At 60.7% G+C, this 13765-nt stretch carries 13 protein-coding genes; 7 read left to right on the top strand and 6 right to left on the bottom strand.

Annotation, left to right across the window (positions count from 1 at the left end; all coding sequences use genetic code 11):
• Nucleotides 1-202: 202 nt before the first annotated feature.
• Nucleotides 203-1147, top strand: coding sequence for an oxygen-dependent tRNA uridine(34) hydroxylase TrhO (gene trhO, locus TBK1r_RS31865; RefSeq protein WP_145219471.1), 945 nt, complete (start codon nucleotides 203-205; stop codon nucleotides 1145-1147).
• Nucleotides 1148-1255: 108 nt separating this feature from the next.
• On the opposite strand, the gene TBK1r_RS31860 is transcribed toward trhO, so the two are convergent.
• Entirely contained in the window at nucleotides 1256-1894 is a 639-nt protein-coding gene (locus TBK1r_RS31860) for an RNA polymerase sigma factor (protein ID WP_145219469.1), read from the bottom strand.
• Between the two features lie 183 nt (nucleotides 1895-2077).
• On the opposite strand from TBK1r_RS31860, the gene TBK1r_RS31855 reads away from it, so the two are divergent.
• Nucleotides 2078-4426 carry a serine/threonine-protein kinase gene (locus TBK1r_RS31855; protein WP_145219467.1) on the top strand — a complete coding sequence of 783 codons (2349 nt, stop codon included), beginning with the start codon at nucleotides 2078-2080 and terminating at the stop codon, nucleotides 4424-4426.
• A 62-nt stretch (nucleotides 4427-4488) separates the two neighbouring features.
• Here the strand turns inward: TBK1r_RS31855 and TBK1r_RS31850 are convergent, their stop codons facing one another.
• From TBK1r_RS31850 to TBK1r_RS31840, 3 genes are all read right to left on the bottom strand, one after another.
• Nucleotides 4489-5295 (bottom strand): hypothetical protein, encoded by an 807-nt coding sequence (locus TBK1r_RS31850; RefSeq protein WP_145219465.1) that lies wholly within the window; start codon nucleotides 5293-5295, stop codon nucleotides 4489-4491.
• Between the two features lie 123 nt (nucleotides 5296-5418).
• The gene (locus TBK1r_RS31845; RefSeq protein WP_145219463.1) at nucleotides 5419-5841 is read right to left on the bottom strand and encodes a hypothetical protein; all 423 of its coding nucleotides are present in this window, start codon (nucleotides 5839-5841) and stop codon (nucleotides 5419-5421) included.
• Nucleotides 5842-6462: 621 nt separating this feature from the next.
• Entirely contained in the window at nucleotides 6463-7377 is a 915-nt protein-coding gene (locus TBK1r_RS31840; RefSeq protein ID WP_145219461.1) for a histone deacetylase family protein, read from the bottom strand.
• A gap of 44 nt (nucleotides 7378-7421) precedes the next feature.
• Between TBK1r_RS31840 and TBK1r_RS31835 the strand changes: the two genes are divergently transcribed.
• Nucleotides 7422-8012, top strand: coding sequence for a hypothetical protein (locus TBK1r_RS31835; RefSeq protein ID WP_145219459.1), 591 nt, complete (start codon nucleotides 7422-7424; stop codon nucleotides 8010-8012).
• Nucleotides 8013-8063: 51 nt separating this feature from the next.
• Entirely contained in the window at nucleotides 8064-9137 is a 1074-nt protein-coding gene (locus TBK1r_RS31830) for an ATP-grasp fold amidoligase family protein (RefSeq protein WP_419580594.1), read from the top strand.
• 39 nt (nucleotides 9138-9176) lie between these two features.
• Here TBK1r_RS31830 and TBK1r_RS31825 read toward each other — a convergent pair whose 3' ends face one another.
• Together TBK1r_RS31825 and TBK1r_RS31820 are read right to left on the bottom strand one after the other, a co-directional pair.
• Nucleotides 9177-10502 carry a hypothetical protein gene (locus TBK1r_RS31825; RefSeq protein WP_145219455.1) on the bottom strand — a complete coding sequence of 442 codons (1326 nt, stop codon included), beginning with the start codon at nucleotides 10500-10502 and terminating at the stop codon, nucleotides 9177-9179.
• Nucleotides 10503-10580: 78 nt separating this feature from the next.
• On the bottom strand, nucleotides 10581-10808 hold the full coding sequence (locus TBK1r_RS31820) for a CPXCG motif-containing cysteine-rich protein (protein WP_095739390.1): 228 nt from the start codon (nucleotides 10806-10808) through the stop codon (nucleotides 10581-10583).
• Between the two features lie 298 nt (nucleotides 10809-11106).
• On the opposite strand from TBK1r_RS31820, the gene TBK1r_RS31815 reads away from it, so the two are divergent.
• From TBK1r_RS31815 to TBK1r_RS31805, 3 genes are all read left to right on the top strand, one after another.
• Entirely contained in the window at nucleotides 11107-11997 is an 891-nt protein-coding gene (locus TBK1r_RS31815; RefSeq protein ID WP_145219453.1) for an EF-hand domain-containing protein, read from the top strand.
• A gap of 189 nt (nucleotides 11998-12186) precedes the next feature.
• Nucleotides 12187-12780 (top strand): peroxiredoxin, encoded by a 594-nt coding sequence (locus TBK1r_RS31810; protein ID WP_145219450.1) that lies wholly within the window; start codon nucleotides 12187-12189, stop codon nucleotides 12778-12780.
• Between the two features lie 11 nt (nucleotides 12781-12791).
• On the top strand, nucleotides 12792-13445 hold the full coding sequence (locus TBK1r_RS31805; RefSeq protein ID WP_145219448.1) for a hypothetical protein: 654 nt from the start codon (nucleotides 12792-12794) through the stop codon (nucleotides 13443-13445).
• Nucleotides 13446-13765: the final 320 nt, after the last annotated feature.

The raw sequence follows: 13765 nt of genomic DNA, 5'->3' as shown, positions 1-13765 counted from the left end.
AAGGCTGGACACCAACGGTTGCGCCTGACGGCGGCATGGGGCGCGCCTAAAGGCTGGGCACCAACGGTTGCGGCTAAAGGCTGGGCACCAACGGTTGCGGCTGAAGGCTGGACACCAACGGGGGCTTGATAGAAGGCGGGGCGCTGAGGTCGTTTCAAGTCAACGCGTCCCAGTCAGCGGACCCGATTCACTGTTTATCACGATGTCGAACGAATCACACCAACGGACCGACGAGGACCTGCCGATCGTCGTCGCGGCGCTGTACCGATTCGTCGCCTTGCCGCAGTTTCAAGACTTGCGGCCGTCGATCGAAGCGGTGCTTGTCGAGCACAACGTCAAGGGATCGTTGTTGTTGGCGACTGAAGGCATCAACGGAACCATCGCGGGGTCGCGCGACGGCATCGATGCCGTGCTGGACCACTTGCGGTCGATTCCCGAGTTCGCGGATCTGGACGTCAAAGAGTCCAGGTGCGCCGAACAACCGTTTCGACGCAGCCGCGTCCGATTGAAACGTGAGATCGTGACAATGGGCGTCGAGGGCATCGATCCCCAAGAATCGGTCGGAACCTATGTCGATCCGCGGGACTGGAACGATTTGATTTCCGATCCCGAAGTCGTCCTGATCGATACCCGAAACGAGTACGAGATCGCCATCGGTAGCTTTGAAGGCGCCCAGAATCCGCACACGGAATCCTTTCGCGAGTTCCCCGAGTTTGTCGACCAGCAGCTCGATCCGTCCAAGCAGAAAAAGGTCGCGATGTACTGCACCGGCGGGATCCGCTGTGAAAAGTCGACGGCGCTGCTGAAACAAAAAGGTTTCCAAGAGGTCTACCACCTCCGCGGCGGCATCTTGAAGTATCTGGAAACCGTCCCGCCGGAGCAGTCAAAATGGAACGGCGACTGCTTCGTGTTCGACCAGCGTGTTTCGGTCGGCCACGGATTGGCCGAGGGCGAGCATGTGATGTGTTTCGCTTGCGGATGGCCGGTGTCGAAAGAGGATCAGCAGCACCCGGATTTTAAAGCCGGTGTTCACTGCCCCAATTGCGTCAACGAAATCTCGGAAGAACGCAAACGACGCTTCGCCGAGCGGCAAGCGATGTGGGAAAAGCAGGGCCGCGTGAAAGTGTCCGAAGACCAGGACCAGTAGGGCATGCTGTGCATGCCATACGGGACAGTCACGCACCGCATGGCCCCCTACTCGATGCCATCATTCTGCCCCGAATCATTCTGCCAACCCGCGTTCCATCAACGGCTGCTATTTCCGCGTCGGGCGGACGTCGTCGAGGATTTTTTCCAACTGTCGCATGCTGCGCGAGAGCAGGACACGAACCGACACGTCGCTTTTGCCCAGTTTTTCGGCGATCTTCTTGGTCGGCAATCCTTCGGCATAGCGCATCCGAATCGCTTGTCGTTGTTCTTCACCGAGTGACTCGACGGCCGCTTGCATACGCATCATCCGCACGTCTCGGCTGAACGCCGCGCTGGGGCTGGTCATGCTGGCGGCCAGCAATTGTTCCAGCCCGGGGGCGGAATCGCCGGACGAACTGCCGCTGCCGGCGGCGTTGAGGGATTGTTGCCGATTCACATCGCGTCGCTTGGCATCAAAATGAAAGCGATGGGCATCGACGACGCGTCGACGGGCGAGTTGTTGCAGCCAGTCCATCGGCGAATACTCGTCCAGCGGAGCGGTTTCCAGCCCGGCAAGGGCAGCCGCGGAGACCTCCTGGACCAAATCATCGACTTCGACGACGGCCAGCAGGTGTTCGCCGGTGATCGATCGCACGAAACCGGAGAGCTGGGCGTGGTGCTGCCGGATGTATTCCGCCAACGCCGTCGCATCTTTTTGTTTGATCCGCTCGATCAGCTCCAATTCAGCAGGGGATTCATCGGACATTTCAAATCGTCTTGATGGAAAGGGTTGGCAAGGCTCAGTGTTGATTCGCACAGATTGGCTTGATCCGCGACGGTTGGGCTGCTCCGCAACGGGTGCGTGAATCGTCACCAACGAGTATAACGGAGATCAAACGACCGGCGGTTTGCACGCGGCAAACGCTCTCCTGCTCGTCTACTCCGTTCCATGACCGACAGGACACCCATTACTGACGACACATCCGGGCCGGCCGCCGGTTCGGACCGGTCGGTGGATCCCAACGCGACCACCGACGTCCCGAGCCAGGAATCCGACGGTCCGTCGCCGATCGATCTGGACCAGCTGGATGAGTTGTTGGAGCAGGCGCTGGAGCAATACCTGCAAGCCGCCCCGTTGAGTTCGCCGCAAGAGTTGATGCGGTTTCTGCCCGATGTCGATCTGACCACCCGGCGATTCCTGTTGGTCGAATTGATCAAATTGGACATGGCCAGTGTCTCCGAAGCCACGGTCACGGGATCGCAGATGGGCGTGACGCCGCGTGTCGAAGATTACTTGACGCATTTTTCCGACGTGATGACCGCGGCGGATGTGCCGCTGGATTTGTTGATGGAGGAAATCCAGTTGCGCAAGGAGGCCGGCGAAGTGCTCGATCCGGCCGACTATGCCAAACGGTTTCCCCAACACGACTCGATGATCGCCGAACTGCTGGGCGGGCAGTTGAGTGCAAAACCCGAAGCGACCGCCGCGGTTGCCCATCGCAAACGTCCGCCCGAGTTTCAAATCGGGCAACAAGTCGATGACTTTGTGATCATCCAGACGCTCGGCAGCGGGGCGTTCGCCAACGTGTACCTGGCCCGCCAGCTGTCGATGAGTCGATTGGTGGCGTTGAAGGTTTCCAAGGGCACCGGTGACGAACCCCAGGCGTTGGCCCAGTTTGATCATCTGAACATCGTGCGCGTCTATGATCAACGCATGCTCGACGATCCGCCGTCGCATTTGTTGTACATGCAGTTTCATCCCGGTGGAACGTTGGCCGACGTGGTCGAACGGGTGCGTCACACGCGGCCTTGGGATCGATCCGGCGAGATGATCTTGCATGCGGTCGACCGATCGTTGTTGAAGACGGCCCAGGCGGTTCCCGAACGGTCGGCGCTGCGGGAAGCGTTGCGGACGATGTCTTGGCCGATGGCCGTTGCCTGGGTCGGAATCCAATTGTCTCGCGCGCTCGAAAGCGCCCATCGACGTGGCGTGATGCACCGCGACGTCAAACCGGCCAACGTGTTGTTGTCGGCCGAGGGCGTTCCCAAACTGGCCGATTTTAACGTCAGCTTTTCCGGCAGCGCCGGACGCGCCGGAGCGGCCAGCAGTTTCGGCGGTTCGATCGGCTACATGGCACCCGAGCACCTCCGCGCGATCTCCGCGACGACGTTCTCGGCGGTCGAGGAGGTGGGACCGAAAGCAGACTTGTATTCGTTGGCGATCTTGTTGTGGGAACTGTGGCAAGGCAGACGCCCGTTCGAATCCGAAGGGCGGCCGAAATCGTGGACCGATGCGGTCGAGCAACAGCTGACCGCCCGCTCGTCACTAAGCGCCCCGTCGTCGCAAAGCGAAGATGCCCTGGCGAGGTTGTTGGAAAAAATTCTGCGTCAAACGCTGGCCTTCGATCCCAACGATCGGATCGGATCGGGCGCGGAACTGGAAGCCCGACTGATCTTGGCACTGCACCCCGACGCGGCGCAGTTGTTTGATCCAGAACCCGAGAGCTGGCAGGGTTGGCTCAGTCGTCAATCGCCGTGGTGGGTCGCCGCGACCCTGATCCTGGTGCCCAACGCGATCGCCGGCGTGTACGGGTTTTTCTATAACAACAAGGACACGTTGGAAGCGTTGTTCGAGGAAGTGGAGGGGTTGCAGACGACGTTCATCACTTTGGTGCTGTGTATCAACTCAGTCGCCTATCCCTTGGCGGTGTTGCTGGCGATTTATTACACCAGTCGTGTGGTCAAAGGGCTCGAATCGACCTCCGCCGGGAACGAAGCGACCGAAGAAGACCTTTCGTCGGCGCTGGAGCTTGCTCATCGCGCCGCCGTCATCGGTGGTCTGCTGTGGTGTCTGGCGGCGGTGCTGTATCCGAGCATCTTGTCGTACATGCACCCCGAGTTTTCGCGTCGCGAAGTCGGGCACTTCTTTTTGTCCCATGTCATCTGCGGCGGCGTCGCGGCGATCTACCCGTTTTTCGGGTTGAGCATCTATGCCATCTCCGTGCTGTATCCTCGGATGGTGCGTTCGAAATTGAAAGATCCAAAGTTTGACCAACACGTCGCCACGTTAGTTCGTCGATGTGAGCGTTACTTGTTGTTGGCCTGTATGGTGCCGTTGCTCGGCGCGACGCTATTGTTGGTCAGCAACGAGGCTGCCAAACACGTGATGTTGATCGCGATTGCGGCGACGGGGTTGGGCTTGTTCGCCGCGTTCTCCGCCTATCGATACATCCTGCGTCAATGCTCCGTGCTGGCACCGGTGCTGTCGAGTAAGCAGGATACGATTTTGTCGTTGTAAAAAAACCTCTCGTCGCATTGCGATCCTTCGCGCGACGAGAGGCGACCCTGTTTCGTGGATTGCTACGAGGCGTCTTGCCCGGTGGCGGTTCCATCGGTGAACTGATCGATCGCCGAACGCAGATCGGGCGAGGAAAGTCCCACGCCTGAATCACTCGGCGAAGCGGGTTCGATGACCGGTTGCGAGACATTGGTCACTTGATCCGGTGTCGCCGTTTCCGTCGTGGCGGTTGGTTCAATGGCCGCGGTCGCCGCCACCGGGATCGTTGCGGCATCGTACAACCGCAAGTTATTCGCTTCGTTGGATTCCATGAATTGATCAAAGCTGTCGAGGACGACCAAGACTTGGTTCATGGCGATCGCTTGCCCGTTCAGATTGCCCATCGCGAGCGACTGGATCGGTAACGTCGCGGTGACTTGAATCGCTTGCCCGGCTGGTATCGAATCAAGTTTGGTCGTCACGTTGGGGCTGGTCGGACGGATGCGTCCGAGCAGTCCGACCAGCGTGACGTGCGCACCGCAGACATCACGTGTGCTGCAGTTCTTGATGACCAGGTCGAACGATGGGCCACATCCGGCCGCCGTGTCGGCATGACGCGTGATCGAAATCAATTCCAGATCGCCCAGTTCGGCCGCTGGGATCGCAATCGGACCGTAGGGATGAAACGTGTTCATCGCTGCGGCCGGACTGGAGTCGTTGTTGACACCGTATCGAAGCAGCATCGGGATCACGTGGTCGCAACGATCGGGGCCGTGCAGCAATCGTCGCAATGCGGCTTCGTCGGCGTGTGCGACGGCCAGGGAATTGCCGATCAGGGCGCCCGCGATCACCGCGAACATCCACCGGCAAAGGAGAGAATGACGTTTCATGAGATTTGTCTCGTGAGAGTTTGGGTGCTGTCAAAAAAACAGGCCCGGTGAGTGATTCAGTGCACTCGCCGGGCCTGTGGGTAACAATGCATGCCGACACCGTTGTTCGGGGACGCTGCTGTCTTAGTAGCAGGCCCAGTAGCTGGTGTAGACCGGGACGTGGTAGGTCACGGGGTGGTAGTACGTGTACGAGACCGGACGGTAGCAGTGGTAGTTGTAGGTTGGACGGTAGTAGCTGTAGCCGCGGCTGTAACCGTAGCTGTATCCGTAGCTGCGATAGCTGGACGAATAACCGTAGCCGTATCCGACGCGTCGGAAGCAGGCTGCAATGGTGTCTTCGTCTTTGTCGTCATCGCCCAGCAAGGCGTCGACGTCGGCTTGCCCGAAGTTGTCTTGATCATCCGCGACGTTGTCGGCCGATGCCTCCGCCGCGGCGATCAGATTCGTGTCCAGGGCGGCGAGCGATTGCAGCAAGTCGTCATCGGCACTGACCGAGCCAAAAATCATCACCAACGGAGCGACAGCGAACAGGATTCGTTTCAACATGGTTCTAGACCTTCACGCGATTCGACAGAGATTTTGAATTTAGAAGGCGGCAGTCCGTCGAGTCACTCGCCGCATTCGTTGTCCTTGACTGAAGAACCAAGCGGACGGGGCGGGCGGGTGTTTCAAAGAATTTTGGTGGAGGTGTTGGGCGATGCCGCTAAATCGAGAAGCGACTTACCCGAAAATGGCTCCCCTCTCCCCCGAACAAGCCTCTGGGTTGATTCGGATCGATCATGGACGTCAAGTGATTTTAGAAATCGAAAACGTTGCGACGAGTAGAGGCTTGTTTGGGGGAGAGGGGCCGGGGGTGAGGGGGAATCCGCATGATGAACCGACGATGCAATCTCGCGCCACCGAGTTTGCTCGTGATCAGCGCGGCCGATCGAATGAATTTGAAGTTGATTTCTGCTGAGTCGATTTGATGTAGGTCGCCTTCCGGCGTACGACATACCGCCAGACCCACCGGGTATCGAAAGCGCATCGTTGCCGTCATCCAGCAACCGCGCACAGAATCAATCCCCCTCACCCCCAGCCCCTCTCCCCCAATTCCTGACTCGCTTAGGCTCGTCAGGAATCGGGGGAGAGGGGAGCCATGGTGCTTAGTTTTCGCTTCACTTAGCACTATCGGTCTGCCGCCAGGCCGCTGGCGAGTTGCAGGGTTGCGGCGTGGATGGAGACGATCTCATCGATGTTCGAGGCGTAACCGCCGCTCATCGCGATCGCGACGGGGATCGTGCGGTCGATGCACCACTGCAAGGCGGTGCGGTCGCGTTCGGCGAGTCCGGATTTCGACAGGCACATTCGGCCCAGACGGTCGCCGACGTAGGGGTCTGCTCCGGCCAGGTAGATCGCCAAATCGAATTCGCCGTCGGCCCGCCAACGGTCGAGGGTGCCAAGGGCTTGCGAGAGTTTTTCCAGGTACGCGTCGTCGTCGGTGCCGTCGTCCAACGGAACATCCAGATCGCTGGGGACCTTGCGGAGCGGAAAATTTTTCGCCCCGTGCATCGACATCGTGATCGCCGAGGCGTCAGCGGCGAGGATCGATGCGGTGCCGTTGCCCTGGTGAACGTCCAAGTCGATCACGCAGGCACGCTTGATCAGCGATTCTGATTGCAAAGTTCGTATCGCGACCGCCGCGTCGTTAAACACGCAGTACCCTTCACCGGCGTCGGCAAATGCATGATGCGTGCCGCCGGCCAGGTTGGCGGCAATGCCGTCGGTCAAGGCGCTGCGGGAGGCCGCGATGGTCGCACCGGTGCTGCGCCGTGACCGCTGGACCATTTTGGGCGACCAGGGGAATCCGATCCGCCGAATTTCCGGAGTCGACAGGCTGCCGTCTACCACCCGAGCGATGTAGTCCGCGTCGTGACAGAGACGCAGTTGATCATCCGTGGCCGCCGGTGGCACCAGCAACACGTCGTTGCGATGGGCATCGCTGGTCGCGACGTGACGTCGCAGACGACGGTACTTGTCCATCGGAAACCGGTGCGTCGGCGGCAACGGCAATTCGAAATGATCGGTATAGTACAGACGCACAGGCGATCCGTCAGAAAACAAAAAACAGGGCGAACGAACACGACATGAATGACCCAGCACAGAATCCTTACGTGGCAAGTTCGACAACACCAGGGGGATTGTTTCCCCAGGGACGATCGGCAGGGACGATCAACGCGGCGGCGCGAATCGGTACCGTGATTTCATTGGCGCTGATCAGCGGTGTGGTGATGATCACGGTGATTCTGGCTTATCTGGTGTTCTCGAACCCTCCCGAAGATCAGCAACTGCTGCGATTTGACGGGGACGCGATGCTGTTTCTGATCATCGGTTATGGCATCTTCATCGGCGCCGCGGGGGCCGCGATCGTGCTGCGCGGAATCATGAAGAACCAAGCGGCGGCACAGCTCAAGGCGTCTGCGGAGGAGTTGCCGCGACCGCTGGAAGGCGATTCACCGCTGCCACCGTCGGGCCAGGCTTTTCTCGGCACCGTCGCAACGTACACGCTGATCGGCCAAGCGTTGGTGGAGGGCCCGGCGATCATCAACGCCATTTTCATGTTCATCGACAACAACTTGGCGCACCTGATCCCGATCGTGTTGGCGGTGATCGGGATCGCGATGCAAATCCCGACGCCCGGCAGAATCAAGACGTCGCTGGAAGATGCGAAACGGTGACCGATGCTCGCCAGTGAAGTGACCGGATCGGTCCAAGAGGTTGATCGACCTGTGAAGGAAACCAACGATGGTTCAGCTTGCCGCCACTCTGCTCCGGCGGCCGACGCCGGAGCGGGCTCTCATGTAAGCCGAACGAAGACAACCGTCAGCGTAGAAGCTCTGTCCAATCATCCATGCGAACCGCTCAAACGCCGGCGGCGGGGCCTGCGAAGTTCCGTCACGGCATTCATTCGCCGTTGGCGGGAATACGATCTACACAAGCTGTCGGTAGGCATCGGCCGCGTCCTGCTGTGGCCGTTCCCCGACAGCGTCTACCTGCGTCTGGGCTATCGCGTCTTCTTCGGCACCTGGCCCGATTATCGGCACCCCCGCAGCTTCAACGAGCACATCCACGAATACATGCTGCGCTGTCGCGATCCGATGCTGAGCATTCCCGCCGACAAGATTAAGTCGCGCCATTATATTGCCGAACGCGTCGGTGCTGATGTGCTGGTGCCGCTGTTGGGCGTGTGGGACCGGCCCGAAGACGTGCCGCTGTCGACCCTGCCGCGCCCGTTGGTGCTCAAGCCCACCGCTGCCAGTGGCTTGGTGCTGATCGTACGGGCTGAGGACGAGCTTAATGAGGACGAGGTGCGGGACCAAATGCGTCGCTGGCTGAGACGCTGCTACAGCCAAGTCAATCGCGAATGGTGCTATCGTGGTGTGCCACGTCGGTTGATGGCAGAGACGATGTTGAGCGACGACTGCGGCGGGCTGCCGCCCGACTACAAGGCCTATGTCATCGGCGGCAAGGTGCGTTTTCTGCAGGTGGACCGCGGCCGCTTCGATCAGCACACTCGCAACGTGTACGACCCACAATGGAACCCGCTGCCGGCGCGTTGGACGCTGCAGAACCACGAACCTGATCTGTGTCCGGCGTGCTTGCCACGCATGATCGAGCTGGCCGAGATCCTGGCCGAGCCGTTCGAGTTCCTACGCGTCGACTTCTACGTGATCGGCCAGCAGCTGTACATCGGCGAGCTGACGAACTATCCGGGCGCCGGATTCGAACGCTTCATCCCGAGTGGTTACGCTTGGGAGATCGGCAAATTCTGGACGGGGCGGCCACGGAGTGAAGATCGCTAATTCGCACGCTGTCGGTCGATGCAATCAACGCGTTATCGGTTAGTGACCCTCGGTGGGGACGGCTGCCGTCTCGGATGTTTCACTGGAACCCAATGCGTCGGCCAGGGTGGCGTCTTCGCCGGCGGGCAGCCAGCGAAAGTCGATCACCAGGTTCTCGCCGTCGATCGTGGTCAGCACCGCGGGGTTTTGTTTGACCAGTTGATCCGCCCAGCGTTCGGCCGAAAGCGTTTGGTGGCGGAGGTTGAGTTGCCGTGAGGGAAATTCCCAGCGGGCGCCCGCGACAAGCCGGGCCGATCGATCGGTGATCTGACAACTGGTGATCGATTCTTCGGCCGTCAGCCGGGTCGCCATCCGTTCGGCGCGACTGCGCAAGTTGTCTTCGCCGGTCTCGATCAGGACCGACAACGGGCTGGGATCGGGAGCGGTCATGGCGGCGACTGTCATCGCAACGATTCCCGCGGATGCGGCGTGCGTGTTCCAACGACTGTCCTGCTGGATGGATTCGATCAATGTTTTTTTTCCCGCCAGGATGCCCGCCGTCGTGCCTCCAGTCAGCGGGCCGCCGGGCAGCACGACCAGATCGATTCCGGACCGCAGCAGCGATTCGGCGCTGGGGATCGATTCATGGCCTTGGTGAATCGTGGCGACGGGAAGGACGGCGATGCTGATCACATCGCGGCCTTTCAATGGAATCGCCGTGACGGGGTGAATGCCATCGTCGGCCAGGATCACGCAGGCGTGGTCGATGCCGTCAAAGTCACTCGGCTCCAACGTTTGGACTCCGCCGCATTCGGTCAGCGTCAGGCCGGGGAACGCATCGGGCAGCGGTGTGCCGGAGGGCAATCGGATTGCTTGGCTGCGGTGCATGACCAGTTTTCGCTCTTTCGCCAACACGCTCAGCGACGCGATCGCCGCATCGAGGCTGGTGGCCACGGCGACGGCGTGTCCGTCGACATCGAGCAAACGCGTCAGCGACCGGTCCAGTTGTTGTTTCAGGTCGTTGTCGACGCAGTCTCCGCGGAGGACATCGCAACCGAGTTGTAAGACATGATCCGAAACCGAAATTCCCGAGCCCCGGCGGGTAAGTAACACCCCGCTGGCATTCAGGCAGCGAACCGCCAGATCGGTCTGACGCTCGGTCCAGCGGAGCACCGATTCGCGGCCCTGGTCGATCGCGCCGCGCGCGGTCTCGCTGGCCGTTTTGACGAGCGCGTCGAGGCCGCGCGAGGCGTTTTCGGGAAGGTCGCGAAGCAGTTCGGCGGCCTGTGCCTTGACTCGCACGATCGTTTCGGTGTCGCTCGCTTTGCGGGCCACGTCGGCAACGCCGTTACGGATTGCTTCGATGGCCCAGGGTGGAAGTCGCATGGAGGGTGTTCTCGCGGGGCGCAGGGCAAAGGGAAAGGGGGACAGTGCAAAGGGAAAGGGGGAAATGAGAGACGCCGTTCAGAAGCGGTCTTGTTCGGATTCCGCCCAAACGCGTGCTTCGGAGCCGTCCCAGTCGACATGAATCACGCTCGGGTTGCAGCAAACCGGGCAGTCTTCCACGAACGTTTGGGAGTGGCCAGCGGCCGGGTCCAAAGGGATCACGATTTCTTCGCCGCAACTGTCACAAATATAGCTGCCATCATTGTCGAACAATTCTGGCGGCGGATCATGGTCTGGTTCACTCATCGAATTCGCCCGGAAATGTTGAGTGGTTCGGCGAAGGAAATCGGCAGGCCCAGCGTTCGGCAGGCCCAGCGTTCGTCGGCTGACACTGCTAAATTGGGCTGGTGCTGCGAAACCATAGCGATCGCACAGCGTTCAATCACGGGGCCGACACCTTTGTCGGCCTTCGCAATCTCGATTCTACCGCCATCGTCGTCACTTTGATGGACGTGTTGGTCAAGTATCTTCGAGTCTTGCGAAACAGCGGCAATCGAGGTTGTTGGCCGCTAGACGTTTGCTCATCACGCCGGGATACCATCCAATGAAGATTCGAACCAAGACCGCCCTGCGGTTGACCCTTTGCGGTGTCGCAGGGCTCGCCGTCGCGATTTCCGCTTCCCATTCCATGGCACAGGAGTCCGAGGAGGGCCGGCGACGCGGTCGTCCCGAGGCTCGCGAGGGAGACGGGGGTGGCGAACGTGGGGGCCCACGCGGCCGCCGCGGCGAACAGGGAGAACGGGGAGAGCGGGGAGACCAGGCAGGCCCCCGCGGCGGATTCGGCGGCCCCGGAGGACCGGGCGGCCCGGGACCGGAGATGCTGCTGCGGCTGCCGGTGATCGCTGCACTGGACGCTGACAAAGACGGCGTGATTTCGAAGGAAGAAATCGCCGGTGCGAGTGCAGCGCTCAAAACACTGGACAAAAACAAAGACGGCAAAATTGATTTGGCTGAAATGGTTCCGTCACGCGGCGGTCCCGGTGGACGTGGATTTGGCGACCGCGGACCCGGCGGACCCGGCGGACCGGGAGGTCCCGGCGGGCGCGGACCCCGCGACGGTGAGGCCGGACGAGGGCCCGGACCGGGAGATGCCGCAGAAGGACGTGGTCCGGGAGACCGTGGTCCAGGAGGACGTGGTCCGGGCGGATTTGGCGATCCCAAAGCCATGTTGGATCGATTGATGACCCAGGACAAGGACGGCGACGGCCTGCTGGCTGCCGACGAATTGCCCGAACGGATGGCCCAGATGCTAGACCGTGCTGATACCAACGAAGACGGCAAATTGTCGCGTGAAGAGATCGAAAAGGCGATGCAAGCGCGGATGGCCAACATGCGTCGTGGCGGCGGTGGTCGGCCCGGCGGAGATCGACCCGGTGCGGACCGCGGCGGGGACACGCCCGGTGGGGAACGACCGCGTCGACCGCCGACGGAGTGATCAGGGCGAAGCGATTCGGGACTGACGGATCAGGGCGGGTGTTTTTTCTGTGCCCGCTTGTCCGAAACTTGCACCTGCTGGATAGTGTGGGGAAGCGGCGGAGCGGTCACGTTCCGCCCGGCTATGGCGACTCATCTGCAGTCGCCGTTCACCTCGAACTTTCCTCGACTGCGAGTTTTGACCGGTCCTATGAGCGTATTGGTTACCCAACAGGCCCCTGACTTCAAAGCACAAGCCGTTCTGCCCGACGGCCAGTTCAAAGAAATCTCCTTGAGCGATTACAAGGGCAAATACGTCCTGCTGTTCTTCTGGCCGCTGGATTTCACCTTCGTGTGCCCGACCGAGATCATCGCGTTTTCCGATCGTGCCTCGGATTTCGCCGAGTTGGGCGTGCAAATCCTGGGTGTCTCGGTGGACAGCCACTTCAGCCACTTGGCGTGGACCAACACGCCGCGAAACGCCGGCGGGATCGGCAAAACCGAATACCCCTTGGTTTCGGATTTGAGCAAGCAGATTTCGCGTGACTACGACGTCTTGCTCGACGGCGGCGTGGCCTTGCGTGGTCTGTTCCTGATCGACAAAGAAGGCGTGGTGCGGCACCAAGTGGTCAATGACCTGCCGCTGGGGCGAAGCGTCGATGAAGCCCTGCGAATGGTCAAGGCGCTTCAGTACTTTGAAGAAAACGGCGAAGTGTGCCCGGCCAACTGGCAGGAAGGTGCTCGCACGATCAAGCCGAACGTCGACGACAGCAAAGAATTCTTCGGCGCCGAATACGCGAGCTGAATGGAATGTGGTTGACGGCCCCAAATCGAATCGGCATCGCGGCTTGGCAGATCGAAGATTCGGTTTGGCGAATCGAAGCCCGTGGAGGTCGCGACGGTGTCGCACTCCACGTCGGGGACCAGTCCATCCAGTTGGTCGCCCCGGGTGATCAAACGTTGCCGCGTTTGGATGAACAATTCGTCCGCGGCGACGAGTTGCACCTGTCTTTTCCCCAATCCGACGACCGTCAGTTCGGGTTTCGATTGGTCGTCCGGCCGGTTCGATGGAACGGGTTCGCCGCCGACCCGACCCACGCCTGCTTTGAGTTACTGGTTTCGATTCAGACGACGCTGTTGGATTCCCACCCCACGCTCGATCTGGTCTTGCCCGCCGGCGAGGGGGCCCGCGGCGAGCGCGTGGCTGGATCGCAATGCCGTATCCATCACGCCAACACTGGCGATTGCGCCGTCGCGGTCATTCTCGGGCCCCAGGATGCGGGAGAGTCAGGGGCGATGGACACCGAACAGACGCAGCGTGTGACGTTGTTCGGCGAGTTTCTAGAAAAGGGCGTGATTCGGCGAGCCCGACCCTGGCTGATTGTCAATCGTGCCGGCACGGTGATCGACGCGAAGTGGATCAGCGCGGCGAGCGACGCGTTATCGGAAAGCCCGCTGCCGCTGAACTAGTGCTTCGTCCAGGTTCAATCCAAGGGGTTAACGCGGAAGCGGAAGCTGCCAAGGCTTTTTGCGGTTCGGCGACGGATCCGAAACACTTGGCAATTCCCGGTGGCGAACTGGGGCGCGTTCTCCCGTGACGCGACGGGTCGGCCCGCCCTGTTGGACGCGTCCGGCCAATGGTGGGGCAGCTGGGACGAATGTGACGATGTTGCAGAATTGTGCGGTTGGATGATTTAAAGTCCCGGGCCGAGGGCGGACCGACGAAATCCGGGCCCGAAGGGCGCGCTTTTGCTGTTTCCGGTTGCGTGGTTTGCGTAAACTAAAGGGGT

This window comes from Stieleria magnilauensis (assembly GCA_007753675.1).
Lineage (GTDB): Bacteria > Planctomycetota > Planctomycetia > Pirellulales > Pirellulaceae > Stieleria > Stieleria magnilauensis.
This window is presented reverse-complemented; position numbering and strand designations above follow the sequence as displayed.